This is a genomic window from Janthinobacterium sp. SUN073, from assembly GCF_030397665.1.
Classification (GTDB): domain Bacteria; phylum Pseudomonadota; class Gammaproteobacteria; order Burkholderiales; family Burkholderiaceae_D; genus Janthinobacterium.
Genome location: NZ_JAPUBT010000003.1, coordinates 352,582 through 377,351 on the forward strand (window position 1 = coordinate 352,582; position 24,770 = coordinate 377,351).

Genomic DNA, 24,770 nt, shown 5'->3' on the forward strand with positions numbered 1-24,770 from the left:
ACGGCTATAAACGGGCGCACTACCGCGATCAGTGCGAAAAATATCGCGTTCGGTACTTTTGATTGATAACTATTCGCATTTACAAGATATTCATATGCTAATGCGCGCAACACATAAGCCCACTCGGCACACCGACAGGTTCCTGTCCATGCCAACGGATATAGAGGTAATAATGACCAACATCCCCGCGATCCCTTTACATCAACACACCACCCTGGTTGACTGGCTGGAGCATCACGCAAGCCACCAGCCCGGGGCCGAGGCCTTGTGCTTTACCGGACAGCGCAGCGACGGCATCGATGATGTTCGTCTCACTTACGCCGCCTTGTCGGACCGTGTAAAGCGCTGCGCCGCCGGTCTGCTGGTGCATGCGGAGCCCGGCGACAGCGCCCTGATCCTGTTGCCGTCCGGGATAGACTATGTCGTCGCGCTGCTGGCCTGTTTTTACGCGGGCGTGGCCGGCGTACCGGTCAACTTGCCGGGCGCGGCCAGGATCAAGCGCGTGCTGCCGAAACTAGGGGATATCACACGCGACTGCCGGCCCTCCCTGGTCATCAGCAACGCGCAGGTGGCTTTAGCCAGCGGCAGCGACCTGCAAGCCTTCGCCGATGCGCATGAACTACGTTTGCTGCGACTGGAAGATCTGCAGGATCGGCCCGCCCAAAGCTGGTGCCGCCCGCCGATCGATGGCGCCTCGCTGGCCTTCCTGCAATACACATCGGGGTCGACCGGCCAGCCCAAGGGGGTGCTCAACCGGCATGGCCCGCTGCTGCATAATCTGGAATTTTTAGGCCGGCTGACGGCGGTCGACACCCGTCCGGCCGACGCGACGGTCGTCGCCAGCTGGTTGCCGCTGTTCCATGATCTCGGTTTGATCATGGGCATACTGCTGCCGCTGGCGTATGGCGCCCGCGCTGTCTACATGGCACCGATGGCCTTCGCCGCCGATCCCTTGCGCTGGCTTGAACTGGCCACGCGTGAACGGGCGACCGCCCTGCCCTGTCCGTCTTTTGCGCTGCGCCTGTGCGCCGACGAGGCCAAAGCCGCCGCGCCACGCCTGGCGACCATCGACCTGGCGTCGGTAACTTGCCTGATGCCGGCGGCCGAGCCGGTATTAGCGTCCCAAGTGGAAAGTTTCCATGCCATTTATTCCGCGCGCGGCTTGCGGCGCGACGCCATCAAGCCCGCCTATGGCCTGGCCGAGGCGACGCTGCTGGTGGCCGCCCGGGTCGATGACGACATCCCGTATTTCATCGACGTCGACAAGACGGCACTGGAACGCGGGCAAGCGCTCGTTCGCCCCGCCGATGAGGACAAGGCGGCCGCCGGTTGGCGTCGCTATACCAGCAACGGCAACGACTTCGGCGGCCAGGATGTCCGCATCGTCGATCCGGAAACCCGTGCGGCGCTGGCCGACGACCTGGTTGGCGAAATATGGATCAACGGACCGGCTGTCGCCGGCGGCTACTGGAACAAGCCGGACCTGAACCGCGAGATCTTTGGCGCCAACATCGCCGACACCGCCGGCACCGGAACCCACGCGGCCGACTGCAAGCCCTATCTGCGCACCGGCGACATGGGCTTCATGCACCGGGGGCATCTATTCGTCACCGGCAGACGGAAAGACATGCTGCTGTTCCGCGGCCAATGCCATTACCCGAACGATATCGAGGTCACCAGCGGCCGCAGCCATGAAGCGACTGTCCCGGAAAGCGGCGCCGCGTTCTCGATCATGTCGGACGGTGACGGCCCGGAAGAGCTGGTCATCGTGCAGGAGATCCTAAAGCGTACCGATGCCGACTACCAGCAGATCAGCGATGCCATCCGCGCAGCGGTGGCCGAAGAGCACCAGTTGAGCAGCCATGCGATAGTCTTGATACGCAAAGGTACGTTGCCGCGCACCACCAGCGGGAAAGTACGAAGGGCGGCGGTACGCCAGGCCTACCTTGACGGCGGCTTGTCCGCTTTGCACCAGCACGCGCTCGATGCGCGCCACGCGCCGGCGCTATCCGGCACCGCCTTGCCGGACATCTTGCGCTCGCTGCCGTTGGCGCAACGTCATCTTCGGCTGCGCGATTGGCTGGCGAACGAAACGGCCGCCATCCTGGGGACGGTCAGCGCCAGGGCGATCAACCCCGAAGCGAGTCTGTTTAACTATGGACTCGATTCGATGTCGGCGGCACGCCTGGTGACGACTGCCGCGAAGGCCAGCGGTCTGACGCTGCCGGACAGCCTGCTGTTCGACCAGCCAAGCCTGGCGCAACTGTCGGTATGGCTGCAGCGGTCCATGGTTGAACGGGGACATCTGCCGCCGGCGGCAGATGCCGCTTCGTCCACGCATCCCACGTGCGCGCGCGCTGTTGACGCGGACACCCCCACCGTTCCCGCGGCAAACAAAGTGGCCATCGCCGTCATCGGCATGGCGTTCCGTCTGCCTGGCCAGGACGGACAGGACGCCAATACCGATGCCGCGTTCTGGGACATGCTGGAGCAAGGCGGTTGCGCCATTCGCCCGGCTCCCTCGGAACGTTTCCGCACCCGCGAGGACATCCCCGGTTTTGGCGCCTATCTGAACCATGTCGATCAGTTCGACGCCGCCTTCTTCGGCATGTCGCCGCGCGAGGCGATGAATACCGATCCGCAGCAGCGCCTGTTGCTGGAGGTGGCCTGGCACGCGCTGGAAGACGCGGGGCTGCGTCCCGCCGCCCTGCGTGGCAGCGACACCGGCGTCTTTGTCGGCATCGGCACCGGCGACTATGGCCACCTGCCCTTCATCAGCGGCGACCCCTCGCATTTCGACGCGTATTGGGGCACCGGCACCTCGTTTGCCGCCGCCTGCGGCCGCCTCTCCTTCAGCTTTGGCTGGGAAGGCCCGTCCATGGCGGTGGACACCGCCTGCTCGGCCTCGCACAGCGCGCTGCATCTGGCGGTACAAAGCCTGCGCGCGCACGAATCCGGCTTGTCGCTGGCCGCCGGCGTGAAATTGCAATTGCTGCCCGAAGTGGACCTTGTATTGCACAAGGCCGGCATGCTGGCGCAGGACGGTCGTTGCAAGACGCTCGACGCCAGGGCCGATGGTTATGTGCGTGGCGAAGGTTGCGCCGTACTGGTACTGAAACGTCTGGCCGACGCCGTGGCCGACGGTGACGCCATCCGCGCGGTCATCCGCGATACGACGGTACGCCAGGACGGCGCCGGCAGCAGCCTGTCCGCCCCGAACGGCGCCGCCCAGCAACGCCTGCTGGCGCTGGCACTCAAAAAAGCGGGATTGACGCCGGCCGACATCGACTACATCGAGCTGCATGGCACCGGCACCCGCCTGGGCGACCCGATAGAATATCAATCCGTCGCCGATGTTTTCCGTGGCCGCGCCGCCGACGACCCTTTATGGCTGGGCTCAGTCAAGACCAATATCGGCCATCTGGAAGCGGCCGCCGGGGCCGCCGGACTGGTCAAGACCATCCTCGCGATCGAACGTGGCAAATTGCCGCCGGCGGTTGAATTGCATGAAGTCAATCCGCTGATCGATCTGGATCTCATTCCGGCGCGCGTGCCCGGACAAACCATCAACTGGCCAGTGCGCCAGCCCTTGCGGCGCGCGGGCGTGACGTCGTATGGTTTCGCTGGAACCATTGCCCATGTTTTGCTGGAACAGGCGCCGACCTCGCCTTCGGCCCGAACCTCCGCGCCGACGACCGCGCCGCAACTTTTCCTGCTATCGGCGCGCTCGGCGGAATCACTGCGCCGGCTGGCATCCTGCCATGTGGAAAATTTGACCGCCTGCGACGACTTGCCGGCGCTGGCACGCGGCATGGCGCGGCAACGCGAACACCATTGCATGCGCGCGGCCGTGCTGGCATCGAGCCGCGAAGAGCTTGCCTCGGGCTTGCAACGCTTATCGGCGTCCGGACCTACCGCGGCGGAAGCGACGCGCAATCCGCGCGTGGGCTTTTTGTTCACCGGCCAGGGCTCGCAATACAGCGGTATGGCGCGTGAGCTATATGCGCAACAACGCGACTTCCGCCTGGCGCTGGACGCGGCGGATGCCGCCCTCGCCGCTCCCCTGGGCATGTCCGTCATCGCCTTGATGCACGATGACGCGCACAACGAGCGCCTGCAACAAACCGCGTTTGCCCAGCCGGCCCTGTTTGCCCTGGGGTATGCGCTGGCCAGAATGTGGCAGGCATTCGGCGTGCAACCGGCGATCGTATTGGGACACTCCATCGGTGAATTCGCAGGCATGGTCATCGCTGACGCGCTGACGCTCGAGCATGCCGCCCATCTGATCGTCAAGCGCGGCGCGTTGATGCAAGCGCTGCCATCCGGCGGGGCGATGCTGGCGGTCCGCGCGACACCGGAGCTGGCAAGGGCCGTGCTCGCCGATGTGCAGGCCGGCCATGCCGACGCCATTGCGATCGCGGCCTTCAACGGTCCGCAAGACGTGGTATTTTCCGGCTCGGCGGCAGCGATCGAGGCGGTTCAGGCCACGCTGGCCATGCAGCAGTCGCATGTGCGGCCGCTACCGGTATCGCATGCCTTCCATTCCCCCTTGCTGGACCCAATGCTCGACGCTTGGGAGCGCGCGTGCGCGGAACAAGCGATGCAGGCGCCACGCATCGCCTTCTGTTCCAGCTTGACCACGGAATGGCTGGAGCAAGCCCCGGACGCTTTGTACTGGAAAAACCATGCGCGCCAGCCGGTCCGTTTCGACCAGGCCCTGCAACGCGCGGCCGGCGCCTGCGACATTCTGCTGGAGATAGGCCCGAATGCGATTCTCAGTGCCGTGGCACAGCGCAACCAGGCGGCACAACAATGGCCGCATACGGTCACCTGCCTGGCCAGCTTGCGCCGCGCCAGCGGTGACCTTGCCACCATTGGCGACACCTGCGCGGCACTGTACATCGCCGGCCAGGACTTTAACTGGGACCATGTGTTCGCCGGCCAACTGGCGTCGCCACGGCGCTTGCCGCGCTATCCTTTCGAACGCCAAAGCTATTGGCTCGAGTATGACGACGATTCGCCGCGCCTGCCGTTGCAGTTGCAACCGCAACCCAAACGGGCCGCAGCAAGGCCGGTCGACCTCTATACGATGCAGTGGGAGAATTTCACACCGCCTGACAATCAAACGCATGCGCCGCGTTATTTCCTGTTGGGCGGCGACCTTGAACACACGGCCACATTCACCGGCGAGTTGACGGCCGCCGGCGCCTCCACCCATCCATTGACGGCGGCGGAATGGCCGCAAGTGGCCACACAATTGGAGGACGGTGACGTCGTCATTTATCTCGATGGCTGGTATGCACAGGCCGACCACGCCGCGCTGGCCGATCAACATGGGTGGCAACTCACCGAATTCGTCAAGGTATTGCAAAGCCTGCGCAAGACGCCGCGCATCCTGTTGCCGACCAACGCGGGCCAGGCGATCATGGGCACCCCAGGCAGGCCGCTACAAGCCGGTTTGTGGGGCGCGGCGCGGGCACTGGCGCTGGAATATGCCGGCCCACGCTGGCTGATGGTCGACAGCGACGCCGGCTTGACACCACTGGCGTCCGCCTTGCCGTCGCTACTGCCGCTGTTTGGCGAGGAAGAGTCCGTGGCCTTGCGCCAGGGCGTGTGGCTGCATCCGCGCCTCGGGCAAGTCGGTACCGAATCGAATAAAACGAGCACTCCACCGAGGTTGAAACCGAACGGCATTTACCTGGTCGCCGGTGCCTATGGCGCGTTGGGACGCCACGCCACCGACTGGATGGCGACACGCGGCGCGCGTCATCTGCTGTTGCTGGCGCGCCGGGCCGCCCCTTCGGGCTGGCAAGCGCGGCTGGCCTTGTTGCAAGCCCAGGGCATACGCATAACGCATATCGATGCCGATGTGGCGAATGCGGACGACATGGCGCGGGTGTTCGCCCACATCGCCGGTCTGGAACAGGACACTGGCCATCAACTGGCAGGCGTCTTCCACTGCGCCGGCACCAGCCGTTTCAACGATCTGGCGACGATCACGCGGGACGATTACAGCGCGGTCGGCCATGCCAAGATACAGGGCGCGTGGCTTTTACACGAGCATACGCGCAGCCGCGAACTGGATTATTTCGTTTGCTTCACCTCGATTTCCGGCATTTGGGGTTCGCGTTTGCAAATCCCCTACGGCGCCGCGAACGCCTTCCAGGACGCGCTGGCGCGTCTGCGCCATCATCAGGGCTTGCCGGCGTTGGCCATCGCCTGGGGACCATGGGGCGGTGGCGCCGGCATGTCGGAAGTGGATGAAGACCTGCTGCAACTGCTGCGCGCCGCCGGCATCCGGCGGCTGGCCCCGGCCAGGTATCTGGCGACGCTGGATCGGTTGCTGGGCTCGGAACCGTTGACCAGGGACGGCAGTTGCATTGCCGTCGATGTTGACTGGCAGCAATTCGTCCCCTTGTATGCCTTGTACAACCCGGCCAATACCTTTGAACGTTGCCTGAGTGCCAGCCAATCCGATGCGGTCGCCGTAACCACCGCCGATACGTCCAGCGCCCTGCACGCGCTGGACGAGCAGGCGCGCCGGGCAGCGGTGCACGCGTTCGTGATCGCCGAACTGGCGCGCACGCTGCGCGTCGCACCGGCGCAGCTGACGCCGGATGTCCAGTTGCTCAAGCTAGGCATGGATTCGATACTGGTCATGGATTTTTCGCGCCGTTGTGACACCGGACTGGGCGTCAAATGCGCGTTGAAGGCCATCTTCGAGCGCAACACACCGCAAGGCCTGACCGATTACTTACTCGAACAACTGGGCCGGCAGGCGCACGACACCGCCGGCCCGGGCGAGGCGGAACAGATCATTGCCGACCCGGACCACGCCGACGCGCCGTTCCCGCTGACCGAATTGCAGCATGCCTATTGGATAGGTCGCCATAGCCATTACGGCCTGGGCGGCGTGGCTTGCCATGCCTATCTGGAAACCGACGCGCGCGAGGGCCTGGACCTGGACCTGCTCGAGCGTTGCTGGAATATCCTGGTTGCCCGCCATGGCGCGCTACGTTTGGTCATCGCCGAAGACGGCCGGCAGCGCGTGTTGCCTCACGTGCCAGCATATCGCATCCATGTCGCGGACCTGGCCGGCGCCGATCCAGCCACCGCGGAGGCGCATTGCGCCGCGTGGCGCAACACCATGTCGCACCAGGTGATGGACGCCGCGCGGTGGCCGTTGTTCGACCTGCGCGCCAGCCGCCTGCCCGCTGGCGCGGTCCGTCTGCACATCGGCATCGACATGCTGATCAATGATGCCACCAGCGGCCAGATCATCTGGGAAGAACTGACGGCGCTCTACCGGGCCAAAGCCGATAGGCAAGCGGCGGGATTGTTGCCCTTCCAGATATCTTTCCGAGATTATGTGCTCGCCAAATACGTCCATAGCGGCCAACGGCGCGCCGAACGCGCCTCGGCCGAGGCCTTCTGGCTCGAACGTATTGCTTCGCTGCCGCCGGCGCCGCAGCTGCCGTTACGGCAGGATGCCTTGCGCCAGGCCAGCCCGACTTTTTCACGCCGCCAGCAGCAGCTGCCGGCGCCACTGTGGCAAAACCTGCGCGACCACGCGGCGCAAGCCGGCTGCACACCGGCGTCGTTGCTGATCGCCGTTTTCGCCGAGGTGCTGGCGGCCTGGAGCGCAGAACCGCAGTTCACGCTGAACCTGACAATTTTTGACCGTCTGCCATGGCATGCCGACGTCCCGCGCCTGCTTGGCGACTTCACCGCCGTCACCTTGCTGCCACTCGATTGCAGCGAGGCTCTGCCATTCGGCCAGCGCGCCGCCGCCGTCAATGGCGCCGTGCTCGAACATTTGCAGCACCGCGCCTTCAGTGCCGTCGATGTGATGCGTGAATGGAACCGTGGCCGTGAACGCCAGGACGCCATCGCCATGCCCGTCGTTTTCACCAGTCAGTTGGGGATGAACGACCCGACCAAGGGGACGGCGGCCGGAGGCGCGCTCGGCGACGTGATCTACGGCATCAGCCAGACGCCGCAAGTCTGGCTGGATCACCAGGCATGCGAACTCGATGGCGCGCTGGTTTACAACTGGGACGCCGTCGACGCCTTATTCCAGCCCGGCACGCTCGACGCCATGTTCGACGCCTATCATGGCTTGCTGCAAAAGCTGGCGACGCAGCCGCATGCGTGGCGGGAGCCATTGCCCGCATTAATGCCACCGGCGCAGCAAGCGCAGCGGGCGATGGTCAATGCCAGCGCGGCGCCCATGCCGGAGCGCTGCCTTGATCAACTGTTCTTTGAGCAGGCCCGGCGCGCGCCGCAAGCGGTGGCCCTGATCGCCCATGAACAGCAATGGTCTTACGCGGACTTGGCCGACTGGTCATTGCGCCTGACGAACGCGGTGCTGCGTCATGGCGCGCAACGTGGCGACCGCGTCGCCGTCGTCATGCGCAAGGGGCCCGAGCAGGTGGCCGCCTGCCTGGGCATCCTGGCCGCCGGCGCCGTCTATGTGCCGGTGGATGCCGATGTGCCCGCTGCGCGCCTGCAGGCGATACTTGAGGGCAGCCGTATAAAACTGGTGCTGACACAAGCCGATTGCCTGCCGATTGTGCAGGAAATGTGCGCCGGCCGCGGCGCCGACGTGCTGGACGCCGGCGAGGGCGCCGCGCAAGCCTGGCCCGCCAGCGCGCCGCCGGTCGAACGCGCGGTGGCCGATCATGCCTACGTGATTTATACCTCGGGCTCCACCGGCGTCCCGAAAGGGGTGTTGATCGATCATCGCGGCGCCGTCAACACGGTATTGGACATCAATCGCCGCTTTGATGTCGGCCATGCCGATCGTGTGCTGGGCTTGTCTTCACTGTATTTCGATTTGTCCGTGTACGATCTGTTCGGTATTTTTGCCGCCGGCGCCGCGCTGGTCCTGCCCGCCGCGAGCGGCACGCGTGACCCTGGGCATTGGCTCGATTTGCTGCTGCGCCACCGCGTCACGGTCTGGAATTCGGTCCCGGCGCTGCTTGAGCTGTTGCTCGATGAAGCCGAAGCCGCAGGCGCGTCGCTGCCCGGCCTGCACCAGGTGTTCCTGAGCGGCGACTGGATCGCGCTGGGCCTGCCGGCCCGGCTGCGTGCCCGGGCGCCGCAGGCGAGGCTGGTGGCCATGGGCGGCGCGACCGAAGCGTCGATCTGGTCCAACTGGTTTATCGTGCCTGAGACCTTGCCGCCACAATGGCGCTCCATCCCCTACGGCTATCCGCTCGCCAATCAATACTATCGCGTGCTGGACGCGCGTCTGCGCGATTGCCCCGACCACGTCAGCGCCGACCTGTACATCGGCGGCGCGGGCTTGGCCGTGGCGTATGAAAACGACGCCGCCAAGACGGCGGGCAGTTTCATCATCCACCCGGTACACGGTGAACGGCTGTACCGCACCGGCGACCTGGCCCGTTACTGGGGCGATGGCACGCTGGAGTTTCTGGGCCGGCGCGACTTCCAGGTCAAGATCGCCGGCAACCGCGTAGAGTTGGGCGAAATTGAAAGCGCCCTGCTATCGCACCCCGGCGTGCGCGACGCCGTGGCCGACGCGGTCGGTCCCGCACGCGGCAACAAACGGCTGGCTGCCTGGGTCGTGCCGAATGCCGGCGACACCAGCCTGTACGATGCGATCGGCGGCAACCCTGTAGCGCATGGCGAACGCTGGGAACTCGCCGGACAGGCCGCGCTGCGGGTATTCACTTCGCCCGGCGCGCCGCAGCTTGAACGGCTCGAGCGCTTCTGGGCCTTGATGGAGCATGCTGGACGATGCATGATGCGCGACACCTTGCTTGCCGCCGGCCTGACGTCTGCCGGCCACGACACGGATCACATGCTGCGTGTGCTCGCGCCCGCGCCGGAGCTCAAAGTGCTGGCACAACGCTGGTTGGACACACTGAATGTACAGGCATCCTATGACAGCGACGCCGCGTGGAACGGTCTCATACCAGACGCGCTCGACTTTGGTTTGTCCCGCACTGTACTGCAACGTCTTCGTTCGGGCGCCAGCCAAAGGCTGGAAGTGCTGCGCGGCCAGGCCAGCGCGCTGGAGGTGTTTTATGGCGCCGACGCTACCCTGGCCCCGGAACAGATGACACGCATGAATCCCCTGTCCGCTCTGTGCACCGATGCGCTGGCGGCCGCCATCCGTAGTGTGGCGCAACATCATGGGCGCGCCGTACGCATACTGGAAATCGGTGCGCGCAGTGGCGCCTCGACGCGCGACTTGCTGGCACAGCTAAGCGATTGCGCGCTGGACTATACGCTGACCGACCCCGCGCGCAGCCTGGTCGAGCAGGCCGAACAAGCGTTTGCCACCCGGGACGCCTATCCTTTACACACCATCCATTGCAGCGTATTCGAGCATGAGCGGGCGGCGGCGCCCCAGGGGATGCCGGAACATGCATTTGATCTGGTCATCGCCTTCAATGCCTTGCACCGCAGCCGTGATATCGGCGCGCTGTTGCGCCGCCTGCGCGCCTTGCTGAACGTGGGTGGCATGCTGCTGGCGCCGGAAATCACGCGTAACAGTGATTTCCAGTTGGCGACCGTCGCCTTGCTGGAGGGTGGGTACACCCAATTCGCAGACAGTCGCAAGGAAAACGGCCTGGCGCTGTTACCGGAAGACGCGTGGCGGGCTGAATTGACCCGGGCGGGCTTTGTGGCAAGCGCCGCCTCCGGCGTCGCCGACAACGCCGGCATGCATTTGCTGGCGGCGCGGCAAGCCGACAACGTACTCAGCTTCGCACCGCGCCGTCTGGTCGAGCATCTGGCGACCTTGCTGCCGGCGTACATGGTCCCGCAGACTATCGTGGAGCTCGATGCGCTACCGTTGTCCGCCACCGGCAAAGTCATGCGCCAACAACTGCCACGTCCGGAAGCGGGCTGCCCGCGCCGCGCTAGCGGACGCGCCGGCAATACCGCCGTGCCGCCGGCGACCGACTTGGCCAGGATATGGCAAGAATTGCTGGGTGTTTCAGAACTGCATGGCGACGATGACTTCTTCGACCTGGGGGGCGATAGCCTGATCGCCGTGCGCCTGATCGAAAGAGTGCGCCACGGCCTGAACGCGCACGTCGCCTTGTCGGACCTGTTCGATGCCAGCAACCTGGCCGCGTTCGCGGAAAGAGTCGCGCGCGCCGCGCCATATGAAGACCGCCTGCCGCCATTGCTGCCCGACCCGGATGCGCGCCATGCCCCGTTCCCGTTGACCGACGTGCAGCAGGCGTACTGGATAGGACGTGACGAAAGTTTCGAGCTGGGCGGCGTTTCCACCCATCTGTATGCGGAAATCGAAGTCGAGGATCTCGCGCTGGCCGACCTGGAACGTGGCTGGCAAGCGGTGGTGGACCGGCATGACATGCTGCGCGCGGTGATCAACGCCGACGGCATGCAGCAGGTGCTGCGGGACTTGCCGGCATATCGTATTGCCAGCGATGACTGGCGCCGGGCCAGTGCCGCCGACATCTCGGAAGGGCTGGAAATCATGCGCCTTGCAATGTCGCATGAAGTGTTCGATACCACCCGCTGGCCGCTGTTCACCGTGCGCGCCGCCCGCATGACAGACACCCGCGTGCGCCTGTTTGTCAGCCTGGACAACCTGGTGTGCGATGGGCGTTCCATGCGCACCCTGCTGGCGGAATGGTCGCAATTCGCGCGCCAGCCCGGCTTGCGCCTGACGCCGCTGACGGCGAGTTTCCGCGACTACATCATGCTGACGCAGCAGATGGAGTTGTTGCCGTCTTACCAGCGTTCGCTCGGATACTGGCACGACAAGCTGAGCACCTTGGCGCCCGCCCCGGCATTGCCGCTGGTGCGCTATGCGCCGGAAGACGTATCGCCCCCCCACTTCACGCGGCGCGAAGCGCGCCTGACACCACAAGATACCCAAGCCTTGCAGGCCCAGGCCGCCGCCCACGGGGTCACGGTCAACGCCGTGTTGCTGGCGGCGTATGGCGAGGTACTGGCGAACTGGTCGGCGATACCGCGCTTCACGCTGAACCTGACCTTGTTCAACCGCCCGCCGGTACATGGGGAAATCGATGCGCTGGTCGGCGATTTCACCTCGCTGGTGTTGCTCGGTTTTGATGCCAGCGTGAGCGCCGGTTTCGCCGAACGGGCGGTTTCCATGCAACGCCAGATCTGGGCCGACCTGGAGCATATGCAGGTGTCGGCGGTCCGGGTGCTGCGGGAAGCGGCGCGCCGCGACCGCCGTCTGAACCAGGTTGCCATGCCCATCGTGTTCACAAGCGGACTGGGCGTCGCGAGCGACGGCGCGGCGGAGCTCGACTGGCTGGGTGAATTTGTCTACGGCATCAGCCAGACGCCGCAAGTGTGGATCGATCAACAGGTGGTCGAGCGCGACGGCGCCATGGTGTTCAACTGGGATTCGGTCGATGCGCTCTTCCCCGACGGGTTGTTGGATGAAATGTTCGACGCTTATCACGGCTTGTTGTTGCAGCTGGCGCGTAGCAGCGATACTTGGCGGAGCAGCGTCGGCATGCCGGAAAACCGTTGGCCGGCCACGGCGGCGAAGGCGCCCGGCGATGTGCCGGCCACGACGGCGTCGGACCTGATTGCTGTCGTCGACGACAGATTACTGCGCCTGGTCGGCAGCCGCCTGGCCGGCTTGCTCGGTCGTGCCGACCTGCCGGTGCGGGCCAATTTCTTTGAGCTGGGCGCGACCTCGCTCGATCTGATACGGCTACGTCAGCAATTGCAGGCCGACACCGCGCTGGCAATCGGCATCACCGAGGTGTTCCAGCACACCAGCATCGCCGCGCTGGCCGCGCATTTGCGCAGCCGCGAACAATCGCCGGCGACCGCAGACATTTCCGATGACGGGGCGGCGCAAGCGCGCAAACGCCACCGCCTCGAGCATGGCCGCCGCCGCAAGCGCGACCAGCAATCGAAGGCCTGACAAATCCAAGAAGCAGAGAACCAATCAACGGAATAAGGACAGCCATGAGTACACACAATGAAGTCAACGCCGCGACCGTTCCGGACTATGGCGACAGTATGCCCGTCGCCATCATCGGCGCCGGTTGCCGCATGCCGCGCGCGGCCGATATTTTTGAATACTGGCGTCGTCTGGCGGACGGGGAGGAACTGATCGATTTTTTCGATGCGGAACAGCTCGCCGCCGCCGGTGTCGACCCGGCGCTATTGAAACGCCCCGGTTATGTGCCGGCCGCCGCCGTCGTGGCTGGCGCCGACCGGTTCGATTGGGGTTTCTTCGGCTATTCGCGCCACGAGGCGGAATCCATCGACCCTCAGCAACGACTGTTCTTGATGTGCGCATGGGAGGCACTGGAAATGGCCGGACATGCGCCGGCCGGGTTGGCCGCCAAGGGCGATGAATTGAGAATAGGCGTCATCGGCGCCTGCAAGATGAGCAGCTACCCCGCCGCTTCCTTCGATAAGATGGAAGAAATCGCATCGCCCTCCACCTTTGCCCGCCTGATAGGCAACGACAAGGACTATTTGGCCACCCGCGTGTCCTACAAGCTGGGATTGACCGGGCCGAGCATGACGGTGCAGACGGCCTGCTCCAGTTCGCTGGTGGCGATACATCTGGCTTGTGAGCAAATCGCCAGCGGCGAATGCGATATGGTGCTGGCCGGTGGCGCCGGCATAGGCTTCCCGCAGGAATCCGGTTATGTCCATCGCGAAGGCATGATCTTTTCCCGCGACGGACATTGCCGCCCATTTGATGCCGATGCTGGTGGCACCACAATAGGGAACGGAGTCGGCGTGGTGTTGCTGAAATCACTGGGGCGCGCGCTGGCCGATGGCGACCCGGTACTGGCCATCGTCCGCGGCTCGGCCGTCAATAACGATGGCGCGGGCAAAGCCGGCTACACCGCGCCCTCGCCGGAAGGCCAGGCGCGCGTTATCAGCGAGGCCCTGCTCATGGCCGAGGTCGATCCGGCCAGCATAGGGCTGGTTGAGGCACATGGCACAGCCACACCGCTGGGTGATCCGATCGAAGTGGAAGCCCTGACGCGCGCTTGGCGGCGCCATACCAGCGCCAGCCAGTACTGCGCCCTGGGTTCGGTCAAATCCAATCTCGGTCATCTTGACACGGCGGCGGGTGTGGCCAGCTTCCTCAAAGCCGCCATGGCGCTGCACTTCGGGCAGGTACCGCCCAGCCTGCATTTTGAACAACCCAATCCCGCCATCGATTTCGAGAACAGCCCATTCTTCGTGCCGCAAATGCTCTTGCCATGGCCGGTGGGCAAAGGGCCGCGGCGCGCGGCCGTCAGCGCCTTTGCCATCGGCGGCACCAATTGCCACACGATACTGGAACAGGCCCCGCCACCCGCGGCACCGGCACCGGCGGATAACATGCCGGTACTGCTGCTGCTCAGCGCCCGCAGCGACACCGCGTTGAAAACACTGGCACTGCGCCATGCGTGGCGTCTGTGCGAATTGAGCAGCGACCAGTCGCTGGCCGATTATTGTGCCACCAGCGTTCATCATCGCAGTCTCTACGGTTCTCGCCTGGCCCTGCTGGCGAATGATGTCGACAACCTCATCAGCTTGCTGTACGCCTTTGTCGATGGCGACGGCACAACAACGGCAAAGCCGCAAAACGATGACCCCCATGTCTGGATAGCCGACGCGCTAACGCCTGATGCCGGAAAACAAAGCTTGATCGATTTTGTGACGACGCAGCTTGGCGCCGGACAGCCCGTTTGGGATGGGCATGCTGTTTGTGCCGTTCGGCCTATCACGCGCGCCCTGCTGCCGACTTGCCCTTTTGAGGGTGAACGCTGTTGGTATACGAAGCCGGGCACGGTAGCGACAAGCAACGACCAACACCAGGCATGGCAAGCCATGCGCGATGCCGGTCATCACACGGCGGCCGCATTGGCCGCCGAGCTGGATTTGTCGGCCCTGGCACGCGAGAACGAAGGCGTTGACGCGCTGCATGCGTTCTATGTCGGCCGGGCATTTGCCACGCTGGGCATATTCGATAACAAGGATGAGTGGATGAGTGTGGATGCATGTCTGCGGGTGGCTGGTGCGCCAGCCCGTTTCCATCAACTGTTCGCACGTCTTTTACGCGATCATGCCGATGCTGGTTTGCTGGAAAAGCGTGGCGTCGGCGAGCAAACAAGCTATCGCCACCTGCACGCTGATCGACAGCCAGACCCACAGCCGTGGCTGGGGCTGATGCGCGATTTGGGTTACCGGCAACTGGCCGACCTGGTCGAGCGCACCGGCCCTCGGCTGGCCGACATGCTGGCAGAAAAAGTCGATGCGGTCGGCGTTGTCTTCCCTGGCGCCGCGACCGACGAGGTCGAACATATGTACCAGGACCAGCCCTACTCGGTATATCTGAACCACATCGCCGCCGCGACCGTGGCCGGCATGGCGACGGCACAGGGCCGTCCATTGCGGATACTGGAAGTCGGTGGCGGCACCGGCGGCACCACCCGCGACGTCCTTGCACAATTGCCAGCCGACGCCTGCGAACTCTATACGTTTACCGATCTGGGACCGTTGTTCCTGCAAAAGGCGCGCAAAAAATTTGCTGCCTATCCCTTCATGCGATTCCAGGGTTTTGACATGAATGGACCGGCTGGCGCACAGGGCTTGGCCGCTGGTGGCTATGACCTGATCATCGCGGCCAACGTCCTGCACAACGCCCCCGACCTGCGCGTCATGCTGGCCAACCTGGCCACAATACTGGCCCCCGGCGGCGTGCTGCTGATGCGTGAAATAACCGCGCCGAAAAAACTGTTCGACTTTGTTTTCGGCCCGCTGGTACCCGCATTGAGCGACAGCGAAAAGCGCGATGGCGAACTGTTCGCCAGCCGCATGCGCTGGCAACAGGCGCTGTCGGATGCCGGTTTTTCGCACACCGATGCCATGCCCGCCGAAGACTTGCCCACGCATGCGTTGGGTGAGCAGATATTGCTGGCCCGTCGGCCTGCGACGACAACAAATGTTGCAAGCACAAGCCTGGTCGACCTCGCGCCCGCGAAGCCGGATACAGGCCACTTGCTGACGATCCAGAAACCAACTATCGGCAACATCATCAAAGCCATACTTGCCTGGTTGCCGGAACCGGCCGGCTGCCAGCTGGAGCAAATGCGCTGGCATCTCGACATCGGCGAGGCCCCGGCACCATTGCAAGTGACACTCTCGTTCACCGGTGATCATTTGCGTGCCACGGTGGACGATACTCGTGGCCACGCGCAAGCCTTGCTAACCGCCACTGTCGCACGCCCGCGCGCGCTGCGGCGGCACTACAAACAAGGCGCCGAGGCCATGGGTCTTGAACCGGCCGATGACAGTCTGCTCGACCGGGTCATCAAGGCGTTGAGTGACGACCCCTCCCTGTTCGTTGGCGTCGACAGCCTGTACTGGCCCGCAGCGGCGGAAAGTCCACCAGGCCTGCGCTTGCATATCAGCGAATACGGTGCCGTGGTGTGCGATGCCACCGGTAGGGTACAACTTGATCTGCGCAATCGGCACCTATTGCGCCGCCCTGCCGCCCTGCCATCCCTATGGCGCGGCGAAGGCGATGCTCAATTGTTTGGCTGGCAGTGGCAAAAAATGCCCGCTGCCGGACAAGGCCGGTCATTGCCGCGGCGCGTGCTGTACATCAGCGATGATGGTCAACAGGATTTCAAACGGGCACTGGGTGAAGCCGGCGTCGATTGCGGTTTGCTGCCTGTCGCTGAACTCATGCGGGACAAGGTAACGCTGGTGCGGCGCCTGGAACTGGAAGCGCCGTTTGATACGGTCGTTTATCAACCCGCATCAGTCAACCATCTGTGTGATGCCGTATCGCTGTTTGAGGCGGCGGGTATCACGCCCCTGGTGAACCTGATGTCGGCATTGTCAGCCATGGCGGACGTACCGGCTTTAATCGTCATCAGCCCGCATGCCTACGCAATAACGGCGATGGAGCGATGCGGCGCCTGGCCATCGGCGGGCATGGGCGCATTGCTGGCGGTGGCGCGGCAGGAAATGCCAGCCCTGCACTGCTCGCAACTCGATACCGGCGATGCCGGCGTACAAGAGCAGGTACATGCATTGCTGACATTGCTCGGCGACACACTGCTGAAACAAGTCCCTGTGCTGGCCTTGCGCAATGAAGCTTTATATTGTCAACGCTTGACACCGACAAGTCTGCCTGCGGCGCCTCCCTTGCCTCAAGGCCGACATGTCCTGATCGGCGGCCTGTGCGAGCTGGGACTGGAACTTGCGCACTGGCTGGTCGCCAGCGGTGCGCGCGACCTGATCTGGTTGACACGCCGCGCGCCCGATGCGAAAGAAAAAGCGGCGCTGGACAGCTTGCTCGAACAGGGTGTCACGGTCCATGTTGATTCCGATGCCGATGTCACGGATCCCGAGGCGCTGACGGCAGCTCTGCAGAGACTGGCGGAGGGACCGCCCCTCGGCATCGTTTTCCACCTCGCCGGTGTGGTCAACGATGCGCCCTTGAGTGCCCTGCAGCCGCAGGACTGGGAGGCAAGCATGGCGACGAAGCTGCGCGCCGCATTGCGCCAGCATGCGCTCGAAGTTCGATTGCAACCAGTCATGACGGTGTACTTCTCGTCGGCCGCCAGCGCCTTCGGCCCCGCTGGACAAGGCTCCCACGCGCTGGCCAACGCCATGCTGGAGGGCTTGGCGGAACATCGCAGTCGCGCCGGCCATGACACGCTGGCGCTGGCTTGGGGATTCTGGCGCGAGATAGAAAGCGAGAAACGCCAGGGCTTGGCGGCTCGTCTGGCCGAACGCGGCATGCTGGGCATGTCCAGTGCCCAGGGCTGGGCCTTGCTGGCGGCCGCCATGGGCGGCAATGCCAGCACCTATATGCCCTGCCATGTGGACTGGAATCGTTTTGCGACACAGGCGACACCCGCCCAGCAAGCGCGTTTTGGCGCTTGCTGGAAAAATGATGCGCCACTTGCCGCGGACACGCCGAGACAAATGCCTGCGCAACAGACCAGCACCTCGCTATTGCAGCAATTGCTTCGACACATAGCCGACCTCCTGGGCTGCCCTGTAGAACAGTTAAATGAAGACAGCAAACTGGTACAGATGGGCATGGATTCACTATTAATGCTGGACCTGGCGGAACAACTGAAACAGAAATTCGATTTGACGGTGTCCGCCGACACCCTGTTCAAGGCCGATACGCCCAAAGCCCTGGCGGCGGCACTGCAATCGCAAATGGCCGGGCAGCAGGATCCCGTCGCAGCCCTGTTGCATGCAGAATCCACGGCCGCTTTGCCGGCGGCACAGCGCTATCTTCGAAGCCGCCTGGCAGGCTTGTTGCAATGTGCCGAAGCGGATATGAAAGCCGATACCAAGCTGGTGGAACTGGGGCTCGACTCCTTATTATTTCTGGAGCTGAGCGAAACCATACAGCAAGAGCTGCATGTCAAATTGTCAGCGGAGGTCGCGTTCCAGGGGGGCAGCATCACCGCGCTGGCGCGGATCTTGGTGGACGCACTTCATCCAGGGGTGGATACAAGTCCAAGAACGCCCGCGATGACAGGCTTGCGCCGGGCGCTGCTGGAACTGGAACAGCGAGATGGCGGCTGGCTGGCCAGCAATGGCGATGTGTTGCCGCGACCAAGCTCCACGGAGCACGCGTTGACCGGCCTGCGCAAGTTGCGCTGGCGACTACGCGCCAACGACCTGCCTCAGCAGTTGTATGTGGAGTTCGACAAGCCCGGCGACTTCGACCTCGCGGGCTTTGAACGCGCATGGCAATTACTATTGGCGCGCCACGCCGCGTTACGCACCACCGTCGATGCACAAGCGAATTTGCATGTCACGCCCAAGGCGCCCTACTACGCCGTGCGAGTCAATGATTTGCGTGGCCTGCCGGCCGGGCGCAGCAATGAGGCATTGGCCGAGCTGCGCGAAGAAATGACACATGCGACGAGCGATCTTCAACTTTGGCCACATTTCGACTGGCGCGCAAGCAAAATCAGGCTAAATAATCTGGATCTACTGCGCATACATTTGCGCATGGATACGACGTTGACCGATATAGAAAGCTTCCGTATCATGCTGCGCGAGCTGCATTTGTGGGTGCTGGATCCGCTGCGACGTTTACCTTCTTTGCAATTCAGTGCCAATGATTATTATGCATGCGAACAGGCACTCGCGACGACCACCATTTACGCAAAGCAGTTGGCAACGTATGGCAAGCAGCTCGCCGGGCTGCCACCCGGCCCGTCACTGCCACGGCATGTTGGCGGAATCACATCGGATGGATACGTTGCGGTATGGCGCGATGCCTTGCCGCGCACCGACTGGCTGGCACTGAAAGCGACCGGCGCACAAGCGGGCTTGACCGGCACGGCTGTCATGCTGGCGGCGTATGCCACCGCCATCGCCGCCTGCTCAGAGCGATCACACTTCAGCCTGCGGCTCGATTATCCGGACCGCAAGCCCCTGCATGCGCAGATCGGCAACGTGATGCTCGATGCCAGCGACACGGCCATGATCGGCTGTCATGCCGACGCCGCCAGTTTCATGGCGCTGGCGCATGCTTGCGATGCCGCGATCCAGCAACGGCTGGACGCCGACGTGGTCGATGGCGCCAGTGTAATGGCTGCCTATCGCACAGCCGGAACGGATCGTCCCGCTTTTTCGGCTGTTGCCATGACCAGCTTGCTGGGCGTGCGTACCACGTATGCCATCCCCGAAACATCGGACCCTTTGCTCGGCATGCCAGCCCATGAAACCGCGACGCAACCGGGCACGGCCCTGCACTTCCAGGTACTGGAGGAAGAAAGCGCACTGCTGTACAACATCGACCTGCATACCGCATTCTTGCCCCAGGAACTGGGTAATACGCTGATGCGTCATCTCGGCACAATTCTGCAAACATTGGCCGCATCGCCAGCCGCCTGGACCACCGCGCCCAAAGAATTGCTGCGGGAAAGCAAAGAGGTGAAGCATGGGTGAATTGCTGAATGTAGTCGTCTGCGGCACCCGCTTTGGCGAGCATTATCTGGCCGCGCTTCACGGCGGCCAACATCCATGGCCTGCCCGGCCCCCGCATTTGCCGCGCTATCGTCTGGCCGGTATCGTCGCGCGTGGCAGCGCGCGTTCGCTGGCACTGGCTGACAAGCTGGGCGTTCCGCTGTACACGGAGGTGGCGCAACTCCCAGGCAATATCGATATCGCCTGTGTCGTCGTGCGCAGTGCCATCGTCGGTGGCGACGGTTCGTCGCTGGCGCGCGCCCTGCTGACGAAAGGGATGCACGTGTTGCAGGAACATCCGGTACATCCGACCGATATCTTGCGTCTGCGCGCGCTGGCGGCCGAACATGGCAAGCGCTATCACGTCAATACTTTTTACCCTCATCTGCCCGCGGGACAGCGCTTTATCGATTATGCAAAACGTAGTGCGACACAGCGCCCGCCCGCTTTCATCGAAATCACCACCAGCCTGCAATTGCTGTATTCCAGCCTCGACATCGTTTTCCGCGCCCTGGACAACGCCATTCCCTTTTCTTGCACCGAACCCCTGACTGTGCCTGGCGCTCCGGCCGATTCCACCGCCCCCTGGCCTTTCCGTGCCATACAAGGTTTGATAGGCGGCGTGCCGTTTTCACTCAATCTGCAAACCTGGCTGGACCCGCATGACCCGGACCACCATAGCCTGGTGATGCACCGCATCGCGATCGGCGGCCCGGAGGGCAATGTCTTGCTGGCCAATAGCTACGGGCCGGTCGTCTGGAGCCATCCCATCTACGCTCCCGATTATGGACGCGACGATGACCGCTCTTCCTACCTTCTCGCGCCGGAGCAATTTTCCGAAAGTCGCTTCAACCGCCAGCCGACAGCGACGGTGTTTGGCAAACCGCAGGGTCCCAGCCTCACAGAGGCGGCGGTCCATGATTTTCCATGGGCGATCCATGCCGCGCTTGATGAGTTGATCAATGCGGATGCACCGGTCCATCAAGACCAGTGGTGGCGCACCCATGGCGATGCCTGGCTCGGCATCATGCGTGCTGCAGGGCCCGCGCAGATGGCGAGCCGGCCGCCGCCGCCGCCCCCGTATCCGGACCCCATTCACTACGCCAAGGAGTGCCAGTCATGAACCACGCCACAACGCCATCCCACGCGGCGACACTGGACCGCAACCGCAAGGCCTATGCAAGCCTGGCGGAAGTGCTGGAAAATGCAGGTCTGACAGAACACGCGCTGTTCCTGAACTGGGGCTATGCGCCGCAAGCCGGCCTGCCCGACTGGGCCAGCCACACCTTGCCGGCGGGTGAAACCGGCCTCGCGCAGGCGCGCCTGATATTGGAAGTGCTGGGCGATACCCCGTTGGCGGGCAAACGCGTGCTCGATGTCGGATGTGGCCGTGGTGGTGCGTTGGCCCTGCTGGCGCGCTTGTACCCCACCGCGAATCTGATCGGGGCCGACCTGAGCGCCGCCAACATCGCCTATTGCCGCAAGCGGCACCAGCACGCGCGCTTGCGTTTCCAGGTGGCGGACGCCTCGCGCCTGCCCTATGCGGACCAGAGCGTGGAGGTGTTGTTCAATCTTGAATCCTCGGGTGCTTATCCTGATCTACCTGCCTTTTTTTCCCATGCGTATCGCGTACTAAAACCTGGCGGCCGTTTTTGCTATGCCGACGTGCTGGCAAGCGATACCGTTGGGTCCATACGCCAGGCATTGCTGCAAACCGGCTTCGCGCTGGAGCGTGAGCGCTCGGTCGGCCGGCAAGTGTGTGCCGCCAGGACCGCTAGTCCGGTAGGTCTATGGGCGCGCTTGAACAAGGCGTTGGAGGCATTGAATAAGCCAGACTTGCGTGCCGATCTGGAACGTTACCTGGCGCAGCCCGCATCCGGCCTGTTTCATGCGTTACAGGATGGGCGGGCCGATTACCATATCTTCCATTTGCGGCGCCCCGAGGGGCGATCCGGCGAGGTCAGCCACGAGGTTGCGGCACACCTGACCGGGCGTTCGGCCAGACTGGACAAATTGGAAGATCCTGTTGCGCCGGCCTCGCCAGCCGCAGACTGGTTCCCTTTCACGAAACCGGACGCCACCACCGGCCGTAACGTTTTCGCACTACCCTATGCCGGCGGCGGGGCGTCGGTCTATCGTCAATGGCGGTTGCCGCAACGTGACAACGGACCTGGCTGGCAGGTATGCTCGCTTCAGTTGCCAGGGCGTGAAACCCGCCTGACAGAAACCGCCATCACCGAAATGGATATCATGGTGGATCAGATAGTTGCCGCGATTGCGCCCTACACCCATCTGCCTTGGGCCTTGATAGGATGCAGCCTGGGTTGCAAGATCGCCTTTGAGGTAGCGCGCCGTTTTGAACATATGGGACAAAAACCGGCATTGCTATTCTTGATGGCTTGTCCCGCCCCCAGCCTGCCGTTGAAACGCCGCGTATCGGCATATAACGATCATGATTTTGCGGGAGAAGTCAGGCACTTGGGCGGTACGCCAGCGGAAATCATGGCCGATGCGGAAATGATGCGCGCCATCATGCCCATACTGCGCAGCGACAGTGCTCTGGCGGAAGGTTATACGGCCTCACCCAACGAGCAGGTCCTTAGCCCCATGCTCATGGTTGCCGCCAGTGACGACCACTTGGTCACCGTGGAAGAAGCTCGGCGTTGGGGACGTCACGCCGGTGCGGGATTCGATTGGCGGATGGTCGATGGCGGGCATTTCTTCTTGCGCCAGCGCCGGGTTGAGTTGATGGGCTGGTTGGCCGATGCGTTGACGAAAAACGAAAATACCGCGCGCTCCGGGGACTTGCTGTGCCAGTAGCCGCGTGTCCAAGCAAAATGGAAGATATCAGTTTGGCTGGGGACGAAGTACTCGTGATCCTCGCGCGGCGTCATCTGGCGGGCAACATGAGGCTCCAGCGCTTGAGTCCTGAAGAAATAGCCCGCTACCACGCATATGTATTGGAAGCCGACCGGCAACGGCATTTGCTTGCACATGGGCTAAAGCGGCAGTTGCTTGCGCGGTTCACGGACGCAGCTCCGGAAACTTTGCAATTCCGCACCGGACATGCGGGCAAGCCCGCTTTGTCTTGCGAAGAAATCCATTTCAATCTATCTCACAGTGGTGACTGGGTGGCACTCGCTTTCAGTGCCGGTCACGCGGTCGGTATCGATGTGGAGCAGGCAAGAAACCTGGAGTATCAGAATTTGCTGACGCTAATCGCGCACCCGCAAGACGATCCGCTGTTCGCTCATGAGTCCCCCGTCCAGGCCTTCCTGTCGAACTGGAGCATGAAGGAAGCCGTGACCAAATGCCTTGGGCTGGGCTTGTCGATGCCATTTACCTCGTTATGGCTCAATCATGGTGGGAATGCCGATTTCACCTGCACAGGAAAAGATGGTACCTGGCACGGCAAGCATTTTATCCGCGATGATACCCATATCGCTGTTGCGGTTCCTGGCATCCGTGGTGATACGCGATTCCGGATGATGGAGATCGGGCAAGCGTGTCTGCGCCGGCTCTGATATGCCAAATCAACGAAGCCGCGGAAACAACGCCAGCGACCAATGTCGATACTGTTATCCCCGTCACACGGCGTGCAAGGTCGGATCAAATATTTTGGCTCTGTCATCGGTAAGTAGGGTAAATGCCGGAATCTTCCTTCGACAGTGCTGTCTGACTCTGCATACTCACCTGACAGGGAGCAGATCATGCAGGCAGCCGAATGGATCAGCTTTATCGCCCAGTTTGCGCAGTTGAACCGACGCCAGCGGCAGGCTGGAATGGCCCTGCTGCGTGGCAATGCCCCACACGACGCGACCGTCGCGTTGCTGGAAAGTGTGGCGCAACCGCGATTGGCCTGTCCCGCCTGCCACTCGCCTCAGCTGCACCGGCATGGCCATGCACACGGCTTGCAGCGCTACCGCTGCGTGCCGTGCGGGCGTACCTTCAATGCCTTGACGGGCACGCCGCTGGCCCGCTTGCGCCACAAATCGCTATGGATCGAGTATGCCGATTGTCTGCTCGACTCCGCCTCGGTGCGCCAAGCCGCTCAGCGGCTGGGCGTGCACCGCAACACTACCTTTCGCTGGCGCCACCGTTTTTTAACGGTCGCCAGGACGGACCGGCCGCATGGCCTGCATGGCATCGCCGAGGCCGACGAGTTATATCTGCTGGAATCGGAAAAGGGAGCCAGGCGAATGACGCGTCCAGCCCGCCGCCGGGGCGGCCATGCCCGCCAACGCGGCATTTCCAATGAACAGGTCTGTATCCTGGTGGCGCGCGACCGCACGGGACAAACCCTCGATTTTGTCACGGGCAAAGGGGCGCTGACGAAGGCGCAGTTACACCATTGTTTGTTGCCCGTCATCGACAAGGATGTTTTGCTGGTGACCGATGGCCATGTCGCCTACCGGGCCTTCGCCAGGGAGGCGGGCATCAGCCATCAGGCCGTCAACTTGCGCGCCGGCATCCGCGTGCGGGGCGCCGCGCATGTGCAGAACGTCAATGCGTATCACAGCCGCTTGCGCGAATGGCTACGGCCCTTTCACGGCGTGGCGACGCGTTACCTGCCGAACTACCTGGGATGGCGCTGGATCCTTGACGCCCGGCGCATCCGTTCACCAGAAACATTATTGAAGGCAACCCTGGGAGCATTTCCACATCTGACGGTGACATAGCCAATATTTTTCCCGATTTGAGCACGCCGAATGCCACGTGCACCAGCTTACGCATCATGGCGCCGATGATCAATTTGAGCGCCTTGCCGGCAGCACTGAGGCGCTGGCCGAAGCGCTTTCCCCAGGCCGTTCGGT

Annotated in this window: 6 protein-coding genes and 1 pseudogene; 6 read left to right on the plus strand and 1 reads right to left on the minus strand. The window is 63.3% G+C overall.

The window, feature by feature from the left end; all coding sequences use genetic code 11:
• Nucleotides 1-172: 172 nt before the first annotated feature.
• The 6 genes from O0882_RS12125 to O0882_RS12150 all read left to right on the plus strand — a co-directional run bounded on the left by O0882_RS12125 (nt 173) and on the right by O0882_RS12150 (nt 24,635).
• A complete protein-coding gene (locus O0882_RS12125; protein ID WP_289948222.1) occupies nt 173-12,913 on the plus strand; it encodes a non-ribosomal peptide synthetase/type I polyketide synthase in 12,741 nt (4,246 codons plus the stop codon).
• A gap of 44 nt (nt 12,914-12,957) precedes the next feature.
• Nucleotides 12,958-19,938, plus strand: a complete 6,981-nt coding sequence (locus O0882_RS12130) for a beta-ketoacyl synthase N-terminal-like domain-containing protein (RefSeq protein ID WP_289948223.1) — start codon at nt 12,958-12,960, stop codon at nt 19,936-19,938.
• Entirely contained in the window at nt 19,931-21,079 is a 1,149-nt protein-coding gene (locus O0882_RS12135; RefSeq protein ID WP_289948224.1) for a Gfo/Idh/MocA family oxidoreductase, read from the plus strand. The genes O0882_RS12130 and O0882_RS12135 overlap by 8 nt, the downstream gene beginning before the upstream one ends.
• On the plus strand, nt 21,076-22,776 hold the full coding sequence (locus O0882_RS12140) for a thioesterase domain-containing protein (protein WP_289948225.1): 1,701 nt from the start codon (nt 21,076-21,078) through the stop codon (nt 22,774-22,776). The genes O0882_RS12135 and O0882_RS12140 overlap by 4 nt, the downstream gene beginning before the upstream one ends.
• Nucleotides 22,777-22,793: 17 nt before the next feature.
• Nucleotides 22,794-23,480 (plus strand): 4'-phosphopantetheinyl transferase superfamily protein, encoded by a 687-nt coding sequence (locus O0882_RS12145; RefSeq protein ID WP_289948226.1) that lies wholly within the window; start codon nt 22,794-22,796, stop codon nt 23,478-23,480.
• A gap of 186 nt (nt 23,481-23,666) precedes the next feature.
• Nucleotides 23,667-24,635, plus strand: a complete 969-nt coding sequence (locus tag O0882_RS12150) for an IS1595 family transposase (protein WP_289948228.1) — start codon at nt 23,667-23,669, stop codon at nt 24,633-24,635.
• A 10-nt stretch (nt 24,636-24,645) separates the two neighbouring features.
• Here O0882_RS12150 and O0882_RS12155 read toward each other — a convergent pair.
• Nucleotides 24,646-24,768 (minus strand): annotated as a pseudogene (locus tag O0882_RS12155) (IS110 family transposase); the annotation flags it as partial.
• Between the last annotated feature and the right edge of the window lie 2 nt (nt 24,769-24,770).

Bases quoted from the DNA above. Each gene is read 5' to 3' on its own strand.
- O0882_RS12125 (WP_289948222.1), top strand. From the start codon at position 173: ATGACCAACATCCCCGCGATCCCTTTACATCAACACACCACCCTGGTT.
- O0882_RS12130 (WP_289948223.1), top strand. From the start codon at position 12,958: ATGAGTACACACAATGAAGTCAACGCCGCGACCGTTCCGGACTATGGC.
- O0882_RS12135 (WP_289948224.1), top strand. From the start codon at position 19,931: ATGGGTGAATTGCTGAATGTAGTCGTCTGCGGCACCCGCTTTGGCGAG.
- O0882_RS12140 (WP_289948225.1), top strand. From the start codon at position 21,076: ATGAACCACGCCACAACGCCATCCCACGCGGCGACACTGGACCGCAAC.
- O0882_RS12145 (WP_289948226.1), top strand. From the start codon at position 22,794: ATGGAAGATATCAGTTTGGCTGGGGACGAAGTACTCGTGATCCTCGCG.
- O0882_RS12150 (WP_289948228.1), top strand. From the start codon at position 23,667: ATGCAGGCAGCCGAATGGATCAGCTTTATCGCCCAGTTTGCGCAGTTG.